We start from the raw sequence: 21,301 nt of genomic DNA on the forward strand, positions 1-21,301 counted from the left end.
CGCTCGAGCGCGGTTCCCGCGCTCGAGCGACTCCACCACGGGTGGACGGCGGTCGCGCCGGGTCAGAACAGGTCGCGGTAGGCGGCGGCTGTGGCGGGCTGCCTGGTGTCGCCCATGAGGAGGAAGTCGCCGCCGTAGCCGGGGACGTCGAACAGGATCTCGTAGAGGATCTGACCGGCTCCGCTGCCGCCGTGCGCGGTGAGGTAGGCGTGCATGTTGCGCATGAACGCGGGGTTGTCTCCCTGCCCGGCGTTGCCCGACCACTCGGAGACGGCCAGCGGCAGGCCGACGCTGCGGGCGAAGTCCAGGTGCGCCTGCAGCCCCTTGGGCGCGCCGTACTGGTCGGTGGCGCCGAGCGACGCGATCCACTCGGCGTCGCTGCTGACCGCAGGCCACTGGTTGTAGTAGTCGACGCTCATCACGTCGACGTACTGACTGCCGGGGAAGCTCTGCCGCCAGTCGAAGCCGCTGCCGACGGACTCCCGGTTGACGCTGAACACCAGCTCGCTCTCCGGGAAGATCTCCTGCTGCAGCGCCCGGAAGCGGATCCAGGCGGCGCGGAAGGCGCTCACCTCCCCGGCGTCGACCGACCACGGGTACCAGTTGCCGTTGCTCTCGTGGGCGAAGCGGATGTACAACGTCGCCGGCCGGTCGCCCCAGAGGTCCCGCAGCGTGGTCAGCGACTGCCGCCAGCGGGCGTCGTAGGCGCCCTGCGCGGCAGCCGGCCAGGTCTCTCCCGGGCCGATCGCGCCGATGGCGATGTCCATCGGGCGCTGCCAGGAGGAGAACTCCGCGCCCGGCTGCAGCTGCCAGTGGTGCACCATCGCCTCGTTGTCGTCCGACCAGCTGCCGGCGATCTCCACCTCGCTGCCGCGCCAGGACCCGAACGCCCCCTCCACGACACCGGGTCCCGAGGCACCCGACAACCAGTCGCCGTCGGCCGGCGTGGTCCCCGGACCGGTGCCGGGCGACGGAACGGGCGGACCTGCGGGGGACGCCGGCCCGGGCGCCGTGCCGACCCCTGGCTCCTCCTCCGACGCCCCCGGCCCCTCGGCCGGTGCGGACGGGGTGTCGGCCGGGGGCGGCGTCGGGGGCGGCGTCGGAAGCGGAGGCGGCGCGGCCGGCGGCGTGCCGACCGGCGGCGTCGTCACGGGCGGCGTCGTCGCGGGGGGCGTCGTCGCGGGGGGCTGCGCGGGGGGCGCCGGGCTCGGACCGGGGGACGTTGCCGGCGGACCCGGGTCGACCGGCGGAACCGGCATGGGCCCGGGGTCGGGCGCGTCGTCGAGGGTGTCGATCCACGCCCAGTCGATGCCGCATCCGGCAGGCGCAGCCGCGGCGGCCGGGTCGTAGTAGTGCGGGGTCGCGTCCTGACTCTCACCGGCGGTCCGTCCGGTGGCGGTCCCCGATCCGCTCGTCACCTCGGACCGGGTCGATCCTGACGCGGCGTCGTGCACCGGGTCGGCGGCCTCCCGGTCCGCGCCGTACCCGGTCGTCGACCCGGTCGGGTCCTGGGTGCCGCCCACGGTCCCGACGGCGTCCAGGCGCCCGGTCCGGCTCGTGTCGTGCCGCGGCACGAGTTCCTGACCGGCCTGCGCCGTCCCCGTCTCGGGCTGTCCGGCACCGTGCGCCTGCGCGGTCGTCGTCACGGCGGCCACGGCCAGGACCAGGGCCGCGCCCCGACTCCAGCTCGTGACCTGTCGCCGCAGATGTCCTGGCGTGCGCGGATCCCCGGCCATGCGACCACTGTCCCCGGACGAGGCCGCCAGACGAATTCCCCGAAGCTGGGGCCCCCGCCCGGGGGGCCCTACGGGCGGACGGCGGTCGGTTCGCGCTCGAGCCGGACGCCGAAGCGCGCCTCCACCGCGGCGACGACCTCCTCGGCGAACGCGAGCAGCTCGGCCGCGGTCGCGCCGGGCTCGGTGGTCAGCGCGAGGCTGTGCCGGGGCGAGGTGCCCACCCGACCGCGCCGCGTGCCCCGCCCGTAGCCGGCCGACTGCACCAGCCAGGCGGCGCTGAGCTTGACCCGCCCGTCGCCGGCCGGCCAGCTCGGGCAGCCCGCGACGGCGCGTTCGGCCGGCACGACCGGGTTGGTGAAGAAGGAGCCGGCGCTGCGGGTGTCGGGGTCGGCCGGGTCCCAGACCATCCCCTTGCCGCGGCGCAGGCCGAGCACGGCCTCCCGGACGGCGGCCAGCGGCGCGCGCTCGCCCAGGTCGACGCCCAGCGCGCGGGCCAGCTCGGCGTAGCCGACAGGGCGCGAGACCGCGGACTCCTCGAGCGCGAACCCGACGGTGAGGACGACGAACCGGCCGGGCTCGCGCTTGAGCCGGCTGTCGCGGTAGGCGAACCCGCACTCGGCGTTGGTGAGCGTCCGCTCGGTGCGCTCGGCGCGGTCCCACACCCGCACCGTGGTCACGACCTGGGCGACCTCCTGCCCGTAGGCGCCGACGTTCTGCACCGGCGTCGCGCCGGTCGAGCCGGGGATGCCGGCCAGCGCCTCGACACCGGCGAGGCCCTCGGCCACGGTGCGCGCGACCAGGTCCTCCCACGGCTCGCCGGCCTGCACGACCAGCTCCGTGCCGCCCTCCACGGACCGCCGCTGCACCCCGCGGGACCGCACCAGGACGACGTCGCCGGGCCATCCCTCGTCCGGCGCGACGACGTTGGAGCCGCCGCCGAGCAGCAGCAGCGGCCGGCCCGCGTCGTCGGCGTCGCGCACCGCGGCGACCAGCTCGGCGGCGTCGGCGACCTCCACCAGCCGGGCGGCCGGCCCGCCGACCCCGAGGGTGGTGAGTGTGGCGAGGGGGACGTCGGAGCGGACCTGCACGGGCCCACGCTAACCGCGACTACCCTCGGGACCGGTGAGCGAGGCGAGCGGCGGCGACCACAAGCAGCGCGCCGTCCTCCCGAACACCCCGCGGAAGGCCAGGCCGCGGCTGGCCGCCGGCCGGGCCCGCGCGCTGGGACTGCCGACCCGCGGCACGACGAACGCCAACCGGCTGCGGCGGGTCGACCGCTGGCTGGTGGCCACCCAGCTGCCGCGGCTGCGCGACGCCGCCCACCCCCTCGTCGTGGACCTCGGCTACGGCGCCTCCGCGGTGACCACGGTGGAGCTGGCCGACCGGCTGGCGCCGCACGTGCCCGGGCTGGAGGTCGTCGGCCTGGAGATCGACCCCGAGCGGGTCGCCGCGGTGGCCGCGGACCGGGACCCGCCGCGCCTGGACTTCCGGCTGGGCGGGTTCGAGCTGGCCGGGCTGCGCCCGGTGCTGGTGCGCGCGTTCAACGTGCTGCGCCAGTACGAGGAGGAGTCCGCCGCCCGCGCCTGGGAGACCGTGCGCGCGGCGCTGGCGCCGGGCGGCCTGCTGGTCGAGGGCACCTGCGACGAGTGGGGACGGCGCGCGGCGTGGGTCGCGCTCGACGCCGACGGCCCGCTCACCCTGACGCTGGCCGCGCGGGTCGGCGACCTCGAGCGCCCCTCGGACCTCGCCGAGCGGCTGCCCAAGGCGCTGATCCACCACAACGTGCCCGGGCAGCCGGTGCACGAGTTCCTGCGCGCGTTCGACGCCGCGTGGGCCGTCGCGGCCGGGATGTCGGCCTTCGGCCCCCGGCAGCGCTGGGCCGCGGCCGCGCAGGCGCTGGCCGACTCCGGCTGGCCGCTGGTCGGGTCGCGCCGGCGCTGGCGGGACGGCGAGCTGACGGTGCGCTGGTCGGCCGTGGCGCCGCCGGGGCCGGCCGCGTGAGCCGCCGCGCGCCCGAGCCGCCCCCGCCGCCGGGCCGGGTGCCGGTCGCCGGCGGCATCGCCGAGCTGCTCGGGGACGCCGACCGGGACGGCGCCTGGGTGCTGCTGGTCGACGACACCCCGCAGTCGCACGTCGACCTCGCCGACCCCACCCACCTGGAGTTCGAGTACGTCCGGCGGATGGGCCACGTGGTCGACCTGGCCGCCGCGGAGGACGCGCCGCTGGACGTCCTGCACCTGGGTGGCGGGGCGCTCACGCTGGCCCGGTACGTCGCGGTCACCCGGCCCGGCTCGCGGCAGCGGGTGGTGGAGTACGACGAGCCGCTCACCGAGCTGGTGCGCGCGCACCTGCCGCTGCCCCGCGGCGCCCGGGTCCGGGTGCGCGGCGCCGACGCCCGCGCCGGGCTGGCCGCGGCGCACACCGCGAGCGCCGACGTCGTCCTGTGCGACGTGTTCGCCGGGGCGCGCACGCCGGCGCACCTGACCACCGTCGAGTTCGCCGCCGAGGTGCGGCGGGTGCTGCGGCCGGGCGGGGTCTACGCGGCCAACGTGGCCGACGGCCCGCCGCTGCGCTTCGCCCGCGGCCAGGTCGCGACCCTGCGGGCGGTGTTCGGCTCCGTCTGCCTGGTCGCCGAGCCCGGCACCTTCCGCGGCCGCCGGTTCGGCAACCTGGTGGCGGTGGCGTCGGACGCGGCGCTGCCGGTCGCGGCGCTCACCCGGCGCTGCGCCGGGGACCCGATGCCCTCGCGGGTGGTCGACGGCGCCGACCTCGACCGCTTCGCCGGGGACGCCCGGCCGGTGGCTGATGCCGACGCCGTCCCCTCCCCCGAGCCGCCGCCGGGGGTCTTCAACCGGTGACGGCGGGGCGGACGGCCTACGGTCGGGCCATGACGACCCCCGCGCCCCGGCTCCGCCGCGACCTCCGCGACAAGCGGCTCGGCGGCGTCTGCTCCGGCATCGCCCGCCGCTACGGGTTGTCCACCGGCGGCCTGCGGCTGGCGTTCGTGCTCTCCTGCGTGCTCCCCGGCCCGCAGATCCTGGCCTACCTCGTGCTGTGGGCCGTCATCCCCGCGGACCGCGGGTACTGACCGCGGTCACCAGCCGCCGCTGTTGCCCCGGCGCAGCCCGCGCACGGCGGGGCGGACGTCGACGAGGTAGACGACGGCGGCGATCACGGCCGGCAGCCCGAGGAAGCTCATCGGCGTGAAGAGGTAGAGCACGACCGCGGCCGCGCCGGTGATGCCCAGCCAGCCCGGCTTGGTCAGCTTGCCCGCCGCGACGTAGGCCGTCGCGGGCCGCGTGAGGGCGTCGACGAACGCCCAGAGGGCGACCGCGAGCGTCCCGTAGTACAGGACGGCGTACACGAGCCCGTCGAACTCCATGCCGGGAGGGTACCCGCGCGGAGGCGCTCCCCCGGCTGGTCACGCGGCCCGGGACGCGACAGGGCCCCGGAGCGCGGTGGCAGCTCCGGGGCCCTGGTCGGGTCCGACGGTCAGTCGGTGCTCTTGGCGGCCTTCGCCGAGCGGGTCACGCGCGCCGAGGTGGTGCCGGCGGCCTTCCCGCGGGCCGGGGTGGTCCGCTTGCGCGCCGGCTTGGCGGCGGGCTGCTCGGCGGTCTCCAGGCCGGCCTTGGCCGACTCGGCGGCCTCGTCCACGGCGGTCTCGGCCTTGGCGGCGGCCTTGGTGGCCTTCGCGGCGGTCTTCTGCGCGACCGAGGTGACCTTGTCCGACGCCTCGGCGACGGTCTCGGCGCCCTCCTCGAGGACGTCCTCGAGGGTGTCCTCGACGGCGTCGACGGCACGCTCGGCGCGGGCGACGACCTTGCGGAACGCCGGCTGGCGACGCAGCTCGTCGATCACGCCGGCGCCGCGCTCGGCCAGGGTCTCCAGCGTGCCGGCGGCCTGGGTGCGGGCGGTCTCGACCAGCCCGGCGACGGTGGCGCGCACGGTCTCGGGCTCGACGACCTTCGCGAACTGGACGGCGGTGGTGCGGGCGGTCTGCACGACGCCGCGGGCGCGGCCGGCGGCCTCCTCGACGCGGCTGCGGGCCTCCTTGGCGGCCAGGTCGGCCTGCACCTGGGCCTCGCCGGGCAGGGCCTCGGCGCGGGAGACGAGCGAGCCGACGACGGCGCGGGCGCGCTCGACGGCCAGGTCACCGGCGCCGACGAGCGCCAGGACCGGGGTGCGGCCGCGCTCGGCGATCTGCTCGCCGTAGGTCTTCAGGGTCTCGGTGGGGGTCATGCCGACTCCTTCGAGTTGTCGGGGGTGGGGGTCTTCTGACCGGCGGCGTGCTCGCGCACGTAGGTCTCGTACAGCTCGACGAGGACCGCCCGGTGCCGCTCGGAGAGTGCCTCGTCGCCGCGGATGGCCGCGATCGTGTCCGGGTTGCCCGACCGGCGGTCGAGGATCCCGGCCTGCTCGTACAGCGTCTCGGCCGAGATCCGCAGCCCCTTGGCGATGGACGCGAGGATCTCTGCCGACGGCTTGCGCAGGCCCCGTTCGACCTGCGACAGGTAGGGGTTGCTCACCCCGGCGGTGCGGGCGAGCTCCCGCAGGGACACCCGGGCGGCGTTGCGCTGCTCCCGGATGAAGTCGCCGACCTGCGAGCGGGTGGCCGAGACCTCCTCCTTGCCGGCGGCGACGGTGCCGGCGACGCTGCCCGCGAGCTGGTCCACCTTCTCGCGGACGGTGGTCACCTGCTCGCGGACGAACTCGCCGGGTGTCTGCACGTCTCCGACGCTAACCGCGGGTGCTAGCTGCTGCAAGCGCTACAGCTAGCACCCGCGGGTGAGGCTCCTCACAGTCCGCCGTTCGACTCCACTCCGGGGCTCAGTCGCCGAGGAGCGCCGCCGCGCGGACCTCGCCGACGACGCCGTCCCCGCCGGTCACCGGGGTCAGCACCCACGGCGCCAGCGGCTCGGCCGGGACGCCGAGCCGGCGCAGGCCGGCCGCGAGCGCGGGGGCCCGCCCGCGGTCGCCGCCGTCGTCGAGCTTGAGCGCGACCGCCCCGCGGCCGGGCAGCGCGGCCACGTGCACGCCGTCGGCCCCGCCCTTGACCAGCAGCCCCGGGACGGCGGTCATCAGGCCGGTGTCCTCGCGGCCGGTGCCGGCGACGTACCAGGGCTCGGCCCGCATCGCGTCGGCGACCCGCCGGCCCGCGCTGCCCTGCGGCGCCTGCGTCAGCGACAGCACGCCGCGCGCCAGCCCGGTGAGCGACAGGGCGTGCTGCGGGGCGCCGCACCCGTCGACGACGACCGCCGTCACCGGCTCGCCCGCGGCCTCGCCGAGCCGCGCCTCGATCGCCTGCTGCAGCGGGTGGTCGCGGTCCAGGTAGCCCTTCGTCGGCCAGCCGGCGGCGACGCAGGCGGCGAGCATCGCCGCGTGCTTGCCCGAGCAGTTCATGGCCAGCCGCTCGGGGGCGCGGCCGGCGGCGAGCCAGCCCGCCCGGGTCTCCTCGTGCGAGGGCAGGGCGGCCGGGCAGCCGAGGTCGGTCTCGTCCAGGCCGGCCGCGGCGAGGATCCCCGCGGCGAGCTCGCGGTGGCCGTCCTCGCCGGAGTGCGAGCCGGCGGCGATCGCCAGCTCCGCGGCCGAGGCGGGGGCCCAGCCGGCGTCCAGGTAGGTCGTGGCCTGCACGGGCTTGTTCGACGAGCGCGGCAGCACCGGCCGGTCGACGTCCCCGGCGGCGGAGAGCACCACGCCGTCGGCGGAGAGGACGACGAGCGCCCCGCGGTGCACCGACTCGAGGAACCCCGACCGCCAGACCTCGACCAGGACCGGCGCGTCGGGCCAGGAGGGAGAACTCATCCCGATGGCCCTACCGGCCGCCCTGCAGGGACCCGCCGCGAGCCTGCGAGCGGCGGGGGGGCAGGGTGGTCCTCCATCAATGGCGGGCCTCGTCGGCCAGCAGCGCGGCGACGTCGGCCTCGCCGTTGCGGTAGCGGCGGGCGAGCTCGCCGGCGAGGGCGTCCATCACCTGCTGGACGCCGCGCCGGCGCTCCGACAGCGAACCCTCGGCCGTCGCGAGGGCGCGGGCGGCGGACTCGAGGTCGGCGTCGGGCAGCTCGGAGATCGCGAGCAGGTCGACGCCGGGGGTCAGCGCGTTGACCCAGGTCTCGTACTCCTCCGGCGCCGCCGGCTGCACCGTCTGGTGCCGGCCGAGGCCGTGCGCGGGGCCGCGACCCTTCTCGGCGAGGATCTCCGGCAGCAGGTCGACCAGGGAGCGGCCGTCGTGCTCGGCGCGGCGCTGCAGCTCGCGGCGCACGATGTCCAGCCGGCCCTGCAGCAGCCGCCGGGTGTAGGAGAGGTTGACCTCCTCCTGCTCCGCCTGCCGTCGCAGCCGCCGGACCTCGGCCATCGAGCTGCCGACGGCGGACTCGACGAAGCCGGGGTCGAGCAGCGCGTCGACGGCGGCGCCACCGGCGGGCGTGGGCTGGGTGGTCATCGGATCTCCACGGACGTCGTCGGGTGGGGGGCGGGGCGGGGCGCGACCAGCCCGGCGGGCGGGCCGAGGAGCAGGGCGCGGGCGGCGGCGGCCGGCACCGGCGGGCGCTGGGCGATGCGGGCCAGCCCGCCGGCCCGGGCCACCAGCTGCAGGTCGAGGCGGGCGGGGTCGCCGGTCTCCCCCGGCTCGACCGCGGCGTCGGCGGTGCCGCTCCGGACGTGGCCGCCGGCCGACAGCGCGGCCAGCAGCACCGGGAGGGCGGCGGCGCCGCGCCCGGTGGCGGTCCACAGCGCACCGGCCGGCAGCCGCTCCAGGCAGGCGGCGACCGCGGCCAGCGTGCCGGGCAGCCCGCCGAGGGCGCCGAGCACGAGCGCGACGTGCACCGGCCCGGCGGCCGGCGGCCCGTGGCGGTCCAGCAGCCGGGCGAGGACGTCGAGGTGCGCCGGCGCGCTGACCTCGAGGACCGGCGCGGCACCGGCCGGCCACCCGGCCGGCAGCGGCTCGGGGGCGCCCAGCGGCACCGTGAGCAGGTCGGGCTCCAGCGCCGGGTCCGCGGCCTGCACCAGCAGGTCGGTCTCCTCGCGCAGCGCCGCCACGGTCTCGCGGGCCGCGCCGGGCGGCAGCGGCGGCAGGGCCACCACGGCCGCGCCCACGGCCTGGCAGTCCCGCGCGGTGGTGGCCAGCTCGTCCGGCGCGGCCGGGGCCGGGGCCAGGGTCACGAGGGTCCCCGAGGTCACGATCGCACCGCTCGGTTCCGCACTCGCTCCGCTCCTCACTCCATCACACCGGTCGCCTCCGCGGTCGCTCCGCTCCGCGCTCGCCGGCGCTCGCTGCGATGCCCACTCCCTGTCGGCTCCCGGGCATCTCGCTGCGATGCCCACTCGCGCGTCACCCTCGGGACGGAATGGTCGCAGACCGGACCGCCCGCACCCGCTCCCGGGCCGCGGACTGCTCCGCGTCGAGCGCCGCCGGGGCGTCGTCCGGGTCGATCGCGGCGCGGGAGCCGCCGACGGTTAGCTCGGCGTCCGCGGCCACCGACTGCTTGACCAGGGCGAGGGCGACGACGCCGAGCTCGTGGTGCCGCACGACCGTGCCGGTGCGGCCGACCTCCCGGGCGCCCAGCTGCACCGGCGTGCCGGGCGCGGGCAGGTCCTCGCTCACGCCGTCGAGGTGCAGCAGGACCAGCCGCCGCGGCGGCCGGCCGAGGTTGTGCACCCGGGCGACGGTCTCCTGGCCCCGGTAGCAGCCCTTCTGCAGGTGGACGGCGGTGCGCAGCCACTCCAGCTCGTTGGGGATGGTGCGGTGGTCGGTGTCCACGCCGAGCCGGGGCCGGCGGGCCTCCACCCGCAGCGCCTCGTACGCGTCGAGCCCGGCGAGGCCGGCGCCGGCGGCGAGCAGCGCCTCGGCGGTGGCGTCGAGGGCCGGCCGCGGGACCAGCAGGTCGACGACCGGGGCGCCGTCCCCGATGGGCGGCATCCGGCGGGCGAGGCCGCCGCCGGGCAGCGGCTCGACGGCGTACGCCGCAGCCGGCACCGGCAGCCCGGCCGCGGCGAGGACGGCGTCCCCGCGCGGCCCGGCGAGGGTCAGCACGGCCCGGTCGGCGGTCACCAGGACGGGCTCGACGCGGAGCATGAAGACCATCCGGGCCAGGAAGGTCTGCAGCGCCTCCCCGGTGCCGGGCTCGACGTCGGCCCACACGACGCCGTCGAGCTCGGCGAGGGCGAGGTGGTGCTCGACGTGCCCGTTCGGGGAGAGGACCAGCGCCTCCGTGCCGGTGCGGTCGGCCAGCTGCTCCAGGTGCTGGCTCAGCAGGCTGTGCAGCCAGGTCAGCCGGTCCGGGCCGCTGACGGTGAGGACGTCCCGGTCGCTGCGGTCGACCAGGCCGGCGCCCTCGGCGAGCAGCCGCTGCTCGCGCAGGGGGTCGCCGAGGTGCGCGGCGACCGTGCCGGCCTCGACGGCGACGGCACCGGGCCGGGACAGCAGGGGGGATGCGCTCACGGGGTCAGTCCTCGTCCTTCGGGTTCGCACGGCACGACCGGCACGTCCCGGAGAGGGCGACGTGGCCGATGTCCAACGTGAAACCCAGGTCGGCGGCCAGACGTTCCGCGGCGGCGTCGAGCAGGTGCGGGTCGGCCGAGTCGATCTGCCCGCAGGACTGGCAGACGACGTGCAGGTGCGGGTGCTCGAAGGCGTGGTAGACCGGCGCGCCCTTGCCCAGGTGGGTGTGCCAGACGAGGCCGAGCCGCTCGAGCACCTCGAGGTTGCGGTAGACGGTGGAGGTGTCCGGCGCGGCGCCCCCCGGCCCGGCCTCCTCGCGCAGCCGGGCGCCGATGGCCTCCGGCGTGGCGTGCGAGAGGGCGGCGACGGCCGCCAGCACCTGCTTGCGCTGGGTGGTCAGCCGCATGCCGCGGGCGCGCAGGCGCTCGGCCAGCGGCGCCTCGGGGGCAGGGGGTCCGTCCACGGTGACGAGCCTAGGCCGCGGCGAGGGCGACGAGGTCGGCGAACAGGCCGGCGTAGCCCGCGACCGGGACACCGTCCACGGAGAGCCCCGGCCGGCCGGTGACGCCGTCGATGCCGCCGGCCGCCGTGGCCGCCTCCAGCAGCGCGGCGTCCAGCGCGGGGTCCAGCAGCGCGGTCAGCCCGGCGGCCCGGGCCGGCACCGCCCGGGCCAGCGCGGCGGCCAGGCCGTAGCACCCCCAGTTGGACGTGCCGGCCACGACGAGGGCGTCCACCGGGGTGCGGCAGGCGATCTCGGGCCCGTGCGCGACGGCGGCGGCCACCACGTCCAGCGGCACGTTGCCCATGCCGATCTCGTTGCCGCCGTCCCCGATCGCGCCGGTGGGCAGGCCGGGCAGGCCGAAGGCGGCGTGCAGCGGCGCGGTCGAGGCGGTGATGTCGACCGCGCGCATGGTGAGCACCCGGCCGTGCCGGTTGGGGCCCAGCCGCTCGACGGCGACCAGCGCGGCCGGGTCGAGCGCGGTCACGGCGGCGCGGACCTCGTCCTCGCCGGCCGAGCCCGGCAGCACGACCGCCGGCCGGCACCCGGCCGCGGCCAGGCACGCGTCGACCACCGCCGCGCACCAGTCGTCGGTGAGCACGACCGGCTCGCCGCCGAGCAGCGCCAGCGCGCGGGCGAGGACCGCCGCGCCCACCGGCCCGTCGGTCTCCGCGGCCGGCCGCGGCGCCCAGGCGATGTGCACGCCGGTGACCAGCGCGACCCGCCGTCCGGCGGCCGCCGCCCCGGCGAGGGTGGCCGCCAGCCGGCCCAGCTGGCCGGGGACGGCGGCGCCCAGCGCCGCGACGTCGCGCGCGCCCGGCCGCAGCAGCGCCCGCTCGATCGGGTCCAGGGCGCTACCCGACGGGGGCGCGGGCGGCGGCCAGGACCTGCTGCAGGACGGTCAGGTACCGCTCGGGGACGGCGTGCTCCCCGCGCGGGGGCAGGAGGCCCTCGACGGTCGAGCCGGTGGCGGCGGCGAAGGCGGCCGCCTCCTCGGCCAGCGCGCGCACCACGGGCTGGTCGCCCCACGCGCCGGTGCCGGCCAGGTGCGCCAGCGCCGCGGCGCTCTCGGCCCGCTCGCCGACGCAGTCGAACGGCTTGTCGGTCGCCCACAGCACGCGGAAGCCGTCGACCAGGGAGGGGTCGGCCAGCGGGTTGCCGCCGAACATCCGCTCGGCCTCGGCCGGGGTGAGGAACACGGCGAACATCAGGTAGGTGAACAGGCACTTGTCGCAGTGCAGGCACCAGCGCTGCGTCGCCTCGCCGCCCATGTGCCGCTGGGTGTAGGAGCGGTTGCAGGACAGGATGTGCTCGCGCAGCGGCAGGCCGGCGACCGCGGCGACCGTGGCGAGCTCGGACAGCTGCCGGGTGAGGCTGAAGTAGGTGACGCCGACCTCGGCCGCCGCGGCGGCGAACAGCCGCTCGAACTCGTAGGACTTCGAGTACTGGTGGTTCACCGGCACCCCGCCGATCGACATCGTCTCCTCGTCGGCGGAGCGCTCGTTGGCGAACACGACCGGGTCGTGGCCGCCGAGGACGGCGACCAGCGTCGAGATCGCCGAGTTGATCGCGGTCACCGGGACGTGGCCGTTGAGCCCGCCCTCCTTCGTGCGCTGGATCATCAGCGGGTCCAGCCGGCGCCGGACGCCGAGCAGCGGGGCGCCCGCCGCGCGGGCCACCTCGCGCTGGGCGTCGGTCGGGTTGACCGCGAGCGCCGTCCCGTCGGGGATGACGACGAGCGCGAGCGCGGAGTCCTTGCCGCCGCCGACGGGCAGCAGCGCGCCCCGGCCACCGGCGGCGGGGGCGGGGGTCGCCGCGTCGCGGACCTCGACGTCCCACGCGACCGTGTGCGGCAGCGGCAGCCGGTTGACCGCCGCGAACTCGCCGAGCCCGGCGCCGTAGGCGGCCTCGGCGACGGCGAACTGCGCCTTGGTCAGCGGCCGCCGGACGACGACCCGGCCGGGGGCGCGCAGCTTGTAGTAGCTGGTGCCCATCACCAGGTGCACGAGGTCGAGCGCGGCGTCCAGCTGCCCGGGGGCGGTGTCGGGCAGCGCCGCCGGGTCCAGGGTCAGCCGCTCGGTGAACTCGTCGTCGCCGAGCCGGTAGGTGAACGCGGCCTCGCCGGTGGCGAGGTCCAGCGAGCGGTCGGTGATCTCGAAGGGCGCGGTGGGGTCGGTCATCGGGCGGCTCCTGGGAGGGCGGTCGCGCCGGCGGCGAGCACGAGCTCGGTGAACCGCGCGGCCAGCTCCTCGTAGTTGCGGAAGCGGTTGTAGCTGGGGGCGCCGGGCGAGAGCAGGACGACGCCGCCGGGCACCGCCGTCCCGACCGCCGTGGCGACGGCGTCCTCCAGGGACGCCGTCTCGTGCACGGCGACCACCGCGCCGCCGGCGGCCCGGCGGACGTCGGCGGCCAGCCGGGCACCGGTGTCGGGCACCGTCACCAGGGTGACGGTGCCGGCACGGGTTCCCAACGCCTCGGCCAGGCCGGTGTAGTCCAGGCCGCGGTCCTGCCCGCCGGCGATGAGCGTGACCGGCCGAGGGGCGAGCGCGTCCAGGGCGGCGAGCACAGAGACCGGCGTGGTGCTCAGCGTGTCGTCGACGAAGGTGACCTCGCCGAGGCGGGCGACGGGCGAGAGCCGGTGCGGCAGCGCGCGGAAGGCGCCGACGGCGGCGGCGACCTCGGCGGCGTGCGCGGCGAGGTCGAGGCCGAGCAGCGCGCACGCGGCCAGCGCCACCCGTGCGTTGCCGCGGTTGTGCTCGCCGAGCAGGTGCTCGGGGCGCAGGGCGGCGTCGAGCGCGCCGGGCACCAGCTCGGCCGGGTCGACGAGCTGCGCGGGGTCCAGGTACCGCTGCGCGAGCGGGCGGGCCTGCGGGGAGATGACCACCGACCGCGGCGGGCAGGCGGAGAAGACCCGCAGCTTGTCCCGGTAGTAGGTGGCCACGTCGCCGTGCCAGTCCAGGTGCTCCGGCGCCAGCGAGGTGACCGCGCCGAGGCCGGCGAAGTCGGGCACCGCGGCGGCCTGGTAGCTGGAGATCTCGACGACGAGGGTGGCGCCGCCCGCCGTCCCGTCCAGGAGGACGTCGAGCAGCGGCGTGCCGATGTTGCCGGCGTGCACGGCGGGCCGGCCCGCGGCCTGCAGCGCGGCCGCGGCCAGGGCGCTGGTGGTGCTCTTGCCCTTGGTCCCGGTCACGCAGAGGGTCGGGACGGCGCGGCGGGCGAACTCGGCCAGCGCCACGCCGGTGCCGGTGGTGACGCAGGTCCGGTCGGCGAGGTCGCGCGCCTCGGGCCGGTACGGGCTGATCCCCGGCGAGCGGAGGACGACGTCGCAGCCGGCGAGGTCGGCGACGTCACCGGACGCGGTGACGCCCGGCGGCAGCGTCCCCGGGTCGACCGGGCGGGCGTCGACGACGTGCACGGCCGCGGCCCCCGCGGCCAGCGCCGCCCGGACGGCGGCGTGCCCCTCCCGCCCGTGGCCCCAGACGCCGACGCGGACGCCGGCCAGCTCCTCGAGCCGGACGGAGCGCTCCCGCGGAGGTGCTGCGGGGGCGGGTTCCACGCCTGCCCACTCTACGGACCGGCGGCCGCGCCGACCGGCAGCCGCGGGCGCCCACCGGTAGGGTCGGCGGTGGTGTGCCGGGAAGTCTGGTCGGCGGTGCCTGACCCGACCCCACCCCCTGGAGCCGCCCCGTGCCGAGCACCGCATCCGGAGTCCCGCCCGTCCTCTCCCGCGGTTCGTGGACCGAGGCCAGCCGCATCGCCGGCGTGCTCCGCAAGGAGACCGTCGGCGGGATCCTCCTGCTGGTCGCCGCGCTGGTGGCCCTCGTCTGGGCGAACTCGCCCTGGTCGGCGGCCTACGAGACGCTGCGCGACACCCGCGTCGGCCCGGAGTCGCTGCACCTGGACCTGACGCTGGGCACCTGGGCCGCCGACGGGCTGCTCGCGATCTTCTTCTTCGTGGCCGGCCTCGAGCTCAAGCGCGAGTTCGTCGCCGGCGACCTCCGCGATCCCCGCCGGGCGGCGCTGCCGATCGCGGCGGCGGTGGGCGGCATGGCGGTACCGGCGCTGATCTTCGTGCTGTTCAACCTGGGCCGGGACGACGGCGCGCTGCAGGGCTGGGCCATCCCCTCGGCGACCGACATCGCGTTCGCCCTCGCGGTGCTCGCGGTGATCAGCACCCACCTGCCCAGCGCGCTGCGCACGTTCCTGCTGACGCTGGCCGTCGTCGACGACCTCCTGGCGATCATGGTGATCGCGGTCTTCTACACCGCGGAGCTCGCGGTGACCCCGCTGCTGCTCTCGCTCGTGCCGCTGGCCGTGTTCGGGTTCCTGGTGCAGCGGCGGGTCCGCTCCTGGTGGCTGCTGCTGCCCCTGGCCGCGGTGACGTGGGTGCTCATGCACGAGTCGGGGGTGCACGCCACCGTGGCCGGCGTCCTGCTCGCCTTCACGGTGCCCGTGGTGCGCAGCGACGCCGCCGGCGGCCCGGACGCCGGTCCGGGCCTGGCCGAGCACTTCGAGCACCGCATCCGGCCGCTGTCGGCGGGCGTCGCCGTCCCGGTCTTCGCCTTCTTCTCCGCCGGGGTCACGCTCGGCGGCCTCTCGGGCCTGGCCGACTCCGCGACCGACAGCGTGGCGCTCGGCATCGCCGTGGGACTCGTGGCCGGCAAGGCCATCGGCATCACGGCGGCGACCTGGCTGGTCGCCCGCTTCACCCGAGCGCAGCTCGACGAGGACCTGGGCTGGCCGGACGTGGTCGGGCTGGCGCTGCTCGGCGGCATGGGCTTCACCGTCTCGCTGCTGATCACGGAGCTCGCGTTCGGGCTCGGCTCGACGACGTACGACCACGCCAAGGTGGGCATCCTCGTCGGCACCGTGGTGGCCGCCGCGCTGGCGGCTGTGCTCCTGCGGCTGCGCAACCGCCGCTACCGGCGGATCTTCGAGGAGGAGCGGGTCGACCGCGACGCCGACGGGATCCCGGACGTCTACCAGGTCGAGACGGTGGACGACCGGGCCGACCACGTCTCCCGCTGGGGCGACACCCCACCGCCGGGACGGACGGCGGGCGGTTCCGCCGAGGGCTGACAAAAGCTCGTTGCCGACCCCCGGAACGCGTCGTACCGTCGAGGTACACGAGAGAGGAGGTGGTCCGTACCTTGCATGCTTATCGGACTCGTGAGGTGGCTGTCCGCTAGCCGCCGTCCAGATGGGCCGCCCGTTCGGAGTGGAATCCGAACGACGGCATGATCGCCCGTCCGTCGTACGGCGGCGAGCGAGAACCGGACAGTCACCCGACCCCCGGGCCGCCGACACTTGTCCAGTCGGCCCGCGTGCAGTCCCCCTGGTCCCCAGGGCAGGGCGCCGCGGAGCAGCCCGGGGGTTGTCCGTTCTCCGGGGCGGTGCGGCGGTAGGTTGCGTCCCGTGCTGGTGGCCGGGCGCCCCGTCGAGAGCGACCTCTCCCCCGCCGCGTGGCTCGCGGACGCCGTCCGCGCCGCGCCCCGGGGCACCGTCGCCGCGCTCGTGCCGGCGCACCTGCCCGCCCACGCGCGCGTGCTGCACCCCGCCGTCCGGTACGAGGGCGACACCGACGTCGACGTCCGCTGGGACGCCGTCGCCGCCCACAACGGGACGACGGCGCACCGCCTGATGCAGTGGCCGGGCGTCACCGGCTCCTGGGACTTCGTGGGCGAGGACGACCAGCCCGGGGTCTGGAACGACACCCCCGCGCCGGGGCACCTGCCCGCGCATGTGGCCGCGGAGCTGGCCGCGGTGCTCGCCGGCGCCACCACCACGCCGGACCGCTGCTTCTTCGGCGTCTGCGACGAGCAGGGCGTCGAGGGCCCGCACCTGGTGCTGCCCTCGTGCGAGCTGCTGCTGGTGACCGGGCCGATCGCGCTGGCCGCCGCCAACGTGGCGCCCGAGCCGCAGGAGCAGAGCCCGGCGCTGTGGTGGCCGGCCGACCGCGCCTGGGTGGTCGCCACCGACCCCGAGCTGATGAGCACCTACGTCGCGGGCCCGGCCGCGGTGGTCGACGCGCTGCTCGCCTCCCGGCTGGAGGTGCACCCCGCCCGGCCCGACGACCCGGTCGGCTACGCCGCCGACACGCGCAACCCGGTGGCCCCGCGCACCTGACGCGCGCGGCTCACGAGTCGGCCAGCACCACCCGGTTGCCGTCGGGGTCGGCCAGCACGAGGACCCGCCCGCCGCCGCCCGGCTGCGGTCCCTCCTGCGTGGCCCCCGCGGCACGGAGGCGGGCGACCACGCCCTCGAGGTCGTCGGTCGCCAGGACCACCGAGGACCGGCCGGCCCGGTCCGGCTCCGACCAGACCTGCAGCCCCGAGGACCCCGGCAGGTGCCACTCGAGCAGGCCGGGCATCGGCCGGGCGTCCGGGCCGCGGTCCCACAGCAGGGTGTACCAGCGCTCGGCGGCGGCCAGGTCGGAGACGGTGGACTGGGCGAGTACCGAGGAGAAGGTCATGCAGGTACGACCGCCGGCGGCGCCGGGGGTCATCGGTGGGGCGCTCAGAGCCGGGCGAGCTCGGACTCCAGGTCGTCGAGGCCGAGGGAGCCCTGGGACAGCGCGGCCATGTGCCAGGCCCTGAGGTCGAACTCCGGTCCCCGCGCGCGCCGGGCCGCCGCCCGCCCGGCCAGCCAGGCCCGCTCGCCCAGCTTGTAGCCGATCGCCTGCCCGGGGACGCCGAGGTAGCGCACCAGCTCGCTGTCGAGGAAGGCCGCCGTGCTGCCGCTGTGCTCGCCGAGGAACGCCCGCGCGAGCTCCGGCGTCCACGGCCGGCCGCGGTGGTCGGCCAGCACGCCGCCGGCGTCGTCCGGCACGGGCAGCCGCAGGTGCATGCCCAGGTCGACGACGACCCGCATGGCCCGCAGCTGCTGCCCGTCGAGGTAGCCCAGCCGCGCCCACGGCTCGGTGAAGTAGCCGAGCTCGTCCATCAGCCGCTCGGCGTACAGCGCCCAGCCCTCGATGTCCGCGCCCACCATGCCCACCGACGTCTGGAACACCGACAGGTCCCCGGCGCGCAGCACCCACTGGGCCAGCTGCAGGTGGTGGCCCGGGACGCCCTCGTGGTACCAGATCGACACCAGGTCCCAGAGCGGGAAGCGCTCGCGGCCGAGGACCGGCAACCACGTCCGCCCGGGCCGGGAGAAGTCCTGCGACGGCGGGGTGTAGTAGGCGCCGGCCGCGCTCCCCGGCGGCGAGACGACGGCCTCCACCCGGCGCAGCGGCTCGGCGATGTCGAAGTGGACGCCGTCCAGCGCCTCGATCGCCCGGTCCATGATCCCCTGCAGGTGCCGGCGGGTGGCCTCGACGCCGTCGACGGCGGGGCCGTGCCGCTCGACCCAGCGCATCGCCGCCCGCGGCGAGTCGCCGGCCTCCCCGGCCGCGCCGAGCACCTCCGCCGCGGCCCGCCGCTGCTCGGCCAGGAGCCTGCGGTGCTCGTCCCAGCCGAAGGCGTAGGCCTCCTCCAGCCGGCCGCCGGCGCCGAGGTCCGCGCCGGTCCAGCGGCGGGCGGCCAGGGCGTAGCGCTCCCGGCCGACCGCGTCCGGCGTCCCCTCCGCGCGGGGCAGGTACTCGTCGCGGAGGAAGTCGCGCACCTCGGCGACGGCGGCGTCCGCGGCCGCGGCGGCCGCGTCCAGCTCGCGGCGCAGCGCCGGCGGGCCGGCCGCGGCGAACGTGCCGAACCAGGGGCCGGCCAGCCACGCGTCGAGCTGGCCGACGACCGTCGTCACCTGGCGCGGCGCCACGAGCAGTCCGCGCCGGGCGCCCTCGCGGAGGGTGGTCACGAACCCGCGGTAGGCCGCCGGCACCCCGGCCATCCGCCGGGCCAGGACCGACCAGTCCTCCTCGCCGTCGGCGGGCATGAGCATGAAGACCTGCCGGATCGCGTGCACCGGGCTGAACAGGTTCGACAGCTCCCGCAGCCCCTCGCCGGCCTCGTGCAGCGCGAGGTCGGCGCCGAGCCGCTCGCCCAGCAGCCGGGCGCACCGCCGCGCGCCGGGGTCGGACGCCGGCGCCGCGGCGAGCTCGGCCAGCGTCCGGCGGGCCAGCTCGGCGCGCGCCTCGGGCCCCTCGGGCGTGGTGTCGGGGAGCCGGTCGGCCCCGGGGGTGCCCAGCGACGTCGAGACCAGCGGGTCGAGCTCGCACAGCTGCGCGACGTACCGGTCGGCGACCTGCCGCGGGCCCGTCGCCCCGCTCACCGGATCCGGTCGAGCCGTGCCGACATCGTGGGCCGCAGCGGCGCGTCCCCGGCGGCGCGGTCGATCGCGTACGCCAGCGCACCACCCTCGACCAGCCCGTAGAGCCGCACGGCGCGGGTCACGTCCGGCCCCTCGGGGGTGTGCGCGAGGACGTCGGAGGTCAGCTCCCAGCTGGTCGTCGTCCGGGCCCGCCCGACGTAGAGCTCGAGCAGCCCGGCGGGGTCGACGACGAGCAGCTCGACCTCGTCCTCGCCGCGCGGCCGCCAGAAGCCGGCCTCCCGGGCGTCCGGGCCCGCCGGCCGGCCGTCGTCCCCGATCAGCCAGGTCCGCGACTCGTAGGCGAGGAAGCCGCGCCCGTCGTGCGCGAAGCGCATCCACTGGCCGAACCGCCGGTCCCCCTCGGCGCCGGCGCTCACGCCCTCGCCGTGCCACTCGCCGAGCAGCGGCAGCAGCCCCAGCAGCTCGTGGGCGACCTCGGGTCCGGAGCGGACGTCGACGGTGTCCTCGACCGGCAGTTGCGTCGGCTCGGTCACCGGCGCGACCCCCGCGGACCGCGGGCGAGGCGGACGGCGCCGTACCCGCTGCCGAGGGCAGCCAGCGACACCAGGGCGACGAGGACCCAGGCAGTGAGCATGGGCCCCACCGTAGGACGCCGCCGCGCCCGCCCGCTCAGGCGGCCACCGGCACCGCCCGGACGGTCGCGGCGACGACCTCGGCCCACGGCGTGGCGGCCAGGCCGAACGTCTCCGTCGTCGCCGAGGCGTCGATCAGGTACGGCTGGTCGAACTGGTGCCGGACGTCGACGACCTCGCGCATCATCGGCGAGAACACACCGGCCGCCCGCAGCACCGGCCACGGGATGCCGCTCACCGGCACGGCGGGCCGGCCGGCGGCCGCGCACAGGTCGGCGATCGCCTCGCGCTGCGACCGCGGCGGGCTGCTCGGCACGTGCCAGGCCCGGCCCAGCGCCCGCTCGTCGGTCGCGAGGGCCACCAGGGTGGCCGCGACGTCGGGGAGGTAGCTCCACGACCGTGGCGCGTCCGGGTCGCCGACGACCCAGGACCGGCGTCCGCGCCGCACCGCCGGCAGCTGGCGGACCAGGTGCGACTGCGCCGCGGGCACCTGCGGGCCGACGAAGTCCGCGGCGCGGGCCTCGGTCATGCGGATCCGGCCCGCCCGGTGCGCGGCCAGCGCGTCGGCCCACATCCGGTTGCGGACCCGGCCCTTGGTGTCGGTGGCGGCCAGCGGGGAGTCGGGCGTCATCGGCGCCGTCGGCCGGCCGTAGCCGTAGAGGTTGCCCATGGTGACCAGGACGGCGCCGGTGCGCTCGGCGGCGGCCAGCAGCGCGGCGGCGACCGGCGGCCAGTCGGTGGGCCAGCGGGAGTAGGCGGGGTTGACGGCGTTGTAGAGGGCCGCGGCGCCGCGGGTGGCCTCGGTGAGGGCGGCGGCGTCGGCGGCGTCGACCCGCCGGTGCTCGACCTCCGGCGTCGACGTGCCGCCGCTGCGCGACAGCACCCGCACCCGGTGCCCGCGGGCGGCGAGCAGCTCCGCCGTCGTCGAGCCGACCGGCCCCTTGCCCACGATGACGTGCAGTGCCACGGCGTCCTCCTCGGGTCGTTTCGAGAGCGGTGCTCTCGGTGCAGATCAACCGTCGCACCGGCTCTCCAGCGCTGTCAAGAGCGGTGCTCGCGGTTGCGTACACCGATCTCGACACGGCATCATCGGCCCGTGCCCACCGCCCGCGAGCGCGTCCGCGCCGAGATCACCGGCGAGATCACCGACGCCGCCCGCCGCCAGCTCGCCGAGGTCGGGGCCGCGGCTCTGTCCCTGCGGGCGGTCGCCCGCGAGCTCGGCATGGCCTCCTCGGCGCTGTACCGCTACTTCCCCAGTCGGGACGACCTGCTGACCCGCCTGATCATCGACGGCTACGACGCGCTGGGCGCCGCCGCGGAGGCGGCCGACGACCCCGCGGCCCCGCCCGCGCAGCGCTGGCTGGCCGTCTGCCGCGCGGTGCGCGGCTGGGCGTGCGCACACCCGCACGAGTACGCGCTGCTCTACGGCTCCCCGGTGCCGGGCTACTCGGCCCCGCAGGACACGGTGGCGGCCGCCAGCCGGGTCGGGATCGTGCTCGGGCGGGTGCTCGGCGACGCGGCCCGGGCCGGCGCGCTGCCCGACGCGGCCGGCGAGCGCGACCCGGAGCTGGTCAGCGACGCCGCCGTCGCCGTGCTCGGCGGCGAGCACCCGGCGCTGGACGACACGGTCCGGGTGCGGGCGCTGCTGGCGTGGTGCTCGCTCTACGGGACGATCAGCTTCGAGCTGTTCGGCCACTACGTCGGGTCGGTCGGCGACGCCGACCGGTACTTCGACCGCGCCGTCACCGAGCTGGGCCGGCTGATCGGCCTCTGATCCGCCGGGCCCGGC

The 21,301-nt window shown here is 77.4% G+C and carries 23 protein-coding genes; 6 read left to right on the top strand and 17 right to left on the bottom strand.

The window, feature by feature from the left end; translation table 11 throughout:
• Nucleotides 1-62: 62 nt before the first annotated feature.
• Both ACI79F_RS11570 and ACI79F_RS11575 read right to left on the bottom strand, forming a co-directional pair.
• Nucleotides 63-899 carry a glycosyl hydrolase gene (locus tag ACI79F_RS11570; protein ID WP_456544751.1) on the bottom strand — a complete coding sequence of 279 codons (837 nt, stop codon included), beginning with the start codon at nucleotides 897-899 and terminating at the stop codon, nucleotides 63-65.
• Between the two features lie 905 nt (nucleotides 900-1,804).
• Nucleotides 1,805-2,824 (bottom strand): UDP-N-acetylmuramate dehydrogenase, encoded by a 1,020-nt coding sequence (locus ACI79F_RS11575; protein WP_456544750.1) that lies wholly within the window; start codon nucleotides 2,822-2,824, stop codon nucleotides 1,805-1,807.
• A 34-nt stretch (nucleotides 2,825-2,858) separates the two neighbouring features.
• On the opposite strand from ACI79F_RS11575, the gene ACI79F_RS11580 reads away from it, so the two are divergent.
• Genes ACI79F_RS11580 through ACI79F_RS11590 form a run of 3 tightly spaced genes read left to right on the top strand, consistent with a single transcriptional unit; the run spans nucleotide 2,859 to nucleotide 4,824 of the window.
• Nucleotides 2,859-3,737 carry a class I SAM-dependent methyltransferase gene (locus ACI79F_RS11580; RefSeq protein ID WP_456544749.1) on the top strand — a complete coding sequence of 293 codons (879 nt, stop codon included), beginning with the start codon at nucleotides 2,859-2,861 and terminating at the stop codon, nucleotides 3,735-3,737.
• The gene (locus tag ACI79F_RS11585) at nucleotides 3,734-4,594 is read left to right on the top strand and encodes a spermidine synthase (RefSeq protein ID WP_456544748.1); all 861 of its coding nucleotides are present in this window, start codon (nucleotides 3,734-3,736) and stop codon (nucleotides 4,592-4,594) included. Before ACI79F_RS11580 ends, ACI79F_RS11585 begins: the two co-directional genes overlap by 4 nt.
• A 29-nt stretch (nucleotides 4,595-4,623) precedes the next feature.
• Entirely contained in the window at nucleotides 4,624-4,824 is a 201-nt protein-coding gene (locus tag ACI79F_RS11590; RefSeq protein ID WP_456544747.1) for a PspC domain-containing protein, read from the top strand.
• Between the two features lie 6 nt (nucleotides 4,825-4,830).
• Here ACI79F_RS11590 and ACI79F_RS11595 read toward each other — a convergent pair whose 3' ends face one another.
• From ACI79F_RS11595 to murD, 11 genes are all read right to left on the bottom strand, one after another.
• Complete coding sequence (locus ACI79F_RS11595; protein WP_456544746.1) at nucleotides 4,831-5,118, bottom strand: DUF2516 family protein; 288 nt, start codon at nucleotides 5,116-5,118, stop codon at nucleotides 4,831-4,833.
• Between the two features lie 110 nt (nucleotides 5,119-5,228).
• Nucleotides 5,229-5,975 carry a hypothetical protein gene (locus ACI79F_RS11600; RefSeq protein ID WP_456544745.1) on the bottom strand — a complete coding sequence of 249 codons (747 nt, stop codon included), beginning with the start codon at nucleotides 5,973-5,975 and terminating at the stop codon, nucleotides 5,229-5,231.
• Nucleotides 5,972-6,463, bottom strand: a complete 492-nt coding sequence (locus ACI79F_RS11605) for a helix-turn-helix domain-containing protein (protein ID WP_456544744.1) — start codon at nucleotides 6,461-6,463, stop codon at nucleotides 5,972-5,974. Before ACI79F_RS11605 ends, ACI79F_RS11600 begins: the two co-directional genes overlap by 4 nt.
• Nucleotides 6,464-6,563: 100 nt before the next feature.
• The gene (locus tag ACI79F_RS11610; protein ID WP_456544743.1) at nucleotides 6,564-7,538 is read right to left on the bottom strand and encodes an asparaginase; all 975 of its coding nucleotides are present in this window, start codon (nucleotides 7,536-7,538) and stop codon (nucleotides 6,564-6,566) included.
• Between the two features lie 76 nt (nucleotides 7,539-7,614).
• The gene (locus ACI79F_RS11615) at nucleotides 7,615-8,175 is read right to left on the bottom strand and encodes an RsiG family protein (protein WP_456544742.1); all 561 of its coding nucleotides are present in this window, start codon (nucleotides 8,173-8,175) and stop codon (nucleotides 7,615-7,617) included.
• On the bottom strand, nucleotides 8,172-8,912 hold the full coding sequence (locus tag ACI79F_RS11620) for a 3-keto-5-aminohexanoate cleavage protein (protein ID WP_456544741.1): 741 nt from the start codon (nucleotides 8,910-8,912) through the stop codon (nucleotides 8,172-8,174). The genes ACI79F_RS11615 and ACI79F_RS11620 overlap by 4 nt, the downstream gene beginning before the upstream one ends.
• 151 nt (nucleotides 8,913-9,063) lie before the next feature.
• On the bottom strand, nucleotides 9,064-10,173 hold the full coding sequence (ygfZ, locus tag ACI79F_RS11625) for a CAF17-like 4Fe-4S cluster assembly/insertion protein YgfZ (protein ID WP_456544740.1): 1,110 nt from the start codon (nucleotides 10,171-10,173) through the stop codon (nucleotides 9,064-9,066).
• 4 nt (nucleotides 10,174-10,177) lie between these two features.
• Nucleotides 10,178-10,636, bottom strand: a complete 459-nt coding sequence (locus tag ACI79F_RS11630) for a Fur family transcriptional regulator (protein WP_456544739.1) — start codon at nucleotides 10,634-10,636, stop codon at nucleotides 10,178-10,180.
• A 10-nt stretch (nucleotides 10,637-10,646) separates the two neighbouring features.
• Nucleotides 10,647-11,522 (bottom strand): glutamate cyclase domain-containing protein, encoded by an 876-nt coding sequence (locus ACI79F_RS11635; protein WP_456578907.1) that lies wholly within the window; start codon nucleotides 11,520-11,522, stop codon nucleotides 10,647-10,649.
• Nucleotides 11,523-11,526: 4 nt separating this feature from the next.
• On the bottom strand, nucleotides 11,527-12,852 hold the full coding sequence (locus tag ACI79F_RS11640) for a hypothetical protein (RefSeq protein WP_456544738.1): 1,326 nt from the start codon (nucleotides 12,850-12,852) through the stop codon (nucleotides 11,527-11,529).
• Entirely contained in the window at nucleotides 12,849-14,228 is a 1,380-nt protein-coding gene (gene murD, locus ACI79F_RS11645; RefSeq protein WP_456544737.1) for a UDP-N-acetylmuramoyl-L-alanine--D-glutamate ligase, read from the bottom strand. The genes ACI79F_RS11640 and murD overlap by 4 nt, the downstream gene beginning before the upstream one ends.
• Nucleotides 14,229-14,359: 131 nt before the next feature.
• On the opposite strand from murD, the gene nhaA reads away from it, so the two are divergent.
• Complete coding sequence (gene nhaA, locus ACI79F_RS11650; RefSeq protein WP_456544736.1) at nucleotides 14,360-15,751, top strand: Na+/H+ antiporter NhaA; 1,392 nt, start codon at nucleotides 14,360-14,362, stop codon at nucleotides 15,749-15,751.
• A gap of 336 nt (nucleotides 15,752-16,087) precedes the next feature.
• Nucleotides 16,088-16,798, top strand: coding sequence for a hypothetical protein (locus ACI79F_RS11655; RefSeq protein ID WP_456544735.1), 711 nt, complete (start codon nucleotides 16,088-16,090; stop codon nucleotides 16,796-16,798).
• A 10-nt stretch (nucleotides 16,799-16,808) separates the two neighbouring features.
• On the opposite strand, the gene ACI79F_RS11660 is transcribed toward ACI79F_RS11655, so the two are convergent.
• The 4 genes from ACI79F_RS11660 to ACI79F_RS11675 form a co-directional block, all read right to left on the bottom strand.
• Complete coding sequence (locus ACI79F_RS11660; protein WP_456544734.1) at nucleotides 16,809-17,144, bottom strand: VOC family protein; 336 nt, start codon at nucleotides 17,142-17,144, stop codon at nucleotides 16,809-16,811.
• A gap of 44 nt (nucleotides 17,145-17,188) precedes the next feature.
• The gene (locus ACI79F_RS11665) at nucleotides 17,189-18,880 is read right to left on the bottom strand and encodes a DUF885 domain-containing protein (protein WP_456544733.1); all 1,692 of its coding nucleotides are present in this window, start codon (nucleotides 18,878-18,880) and stop codon (nucleotides 17,189-17,191) included.
• Nucleotides 18,877-19,413, bottom strand: a complete 537-nt coding sequence (locus ACI79F_RS11670; protein ID WP_456544732.1) for an FABP family protein — start codon at nucleotides 19,411-19,413, stop codon at nucleotides 18,877-18,879. Before ACI79F_RS11670 ends, ACI79F_RS11665 begins: the two co-directional genes overlap by 4 nt.
• Nucleotides 19,414-19,549: 136 nt before the next feature.
• Nucleotides 19,550-20,479 carry an NAD-dependent epimerase/dehydratase family protein gene (locus ACI79F_RS11675; RefSeq protein ID WP_456544731.1) on the bottom strand — a complete coding sequence of 310 codons (930 nt, stop codon included), beginning with the start codon at nucleotides 20,477-20,479 and terminating at the stop codon, nucleotides 19,550-19,552.
• Nucleotides 20,480-20,608: 129 nt separating this feature from the next.
• Between ACI79F_RS11675 and ACI79F_RS11680 the strand changes: the two genes are divergently transcribed.
• Nucleotides 20,609-21,286: a TetR/AcrR family transcriptional regulator gene (locus ACI79F_RS11680; RefSeq protein ID WP_456544730.1), complete on the top strand. Its 678-nt coding sequence runs from the start codon at nucleotides 20,609-20,611 to the stop codon at nucleotides 21,284-21,286.
• Nucleotides 21,287-21,301 lie beyond the last annotated feature (15 nt).

The organism is Blastococcus sp. SYSU D00868, from assembly GCF_054050575.1.

Bases quoted from the DNA above. Each gene is read 5' to 3' on its own strand.
- ACI79F_RS11595 (WP_456544746.1), bottom strand. From the start codon at position 5,118: ATGGAGTTCGACGGGCTCGTGTACGCCGTCCTGTACTACGGGACGCTC.
- ACI79F_RS11610 (WP_456544743.1), bottom strand. From the start codon at position 7,538: ATGAGTTCTCCCTCCTGGCCCGACGCGCCGGTCCTGGTCGAGGTCTGG.
- ACI79F_RS11600 (WP_456544745.1), bottom strand. From the start codon at position 5,975: ATGACCCCCACCGAGACCCTGAAGACCTACGGCGAGCAGATCGCCGAG.
- ACI79F_RS11640 (WP_456544738.1), bottom strand. From the start codon at position 12,852: ATGACCGACCCCACCGCGCCCTTCGAGATCACCGACCGCTCGCTGGAC.
- ACI79F_RS11590 (WP_456544747.1), top strand. From the start codon at position 4,624: ATGACGACCCCCGCGCCCCGGCTCCGCCGCGACCTCCGCGACAAGCGG.
- ACI79F_RS11660 (WP_456544734.1), bottom strand. From the start codon at position 17,144: ATGACCTTCTCCTCGGTACTCGCCCAGTCCACCGTCTCCGACCTGGCC.
- ACI79F_RS11615 (WP_456544742.1), bottom strand. From the start codon at position 8,175: ATGACCACCCAGCCCACGCCCGCCGGTGGCGCCGCCGTCGACGCGCTG.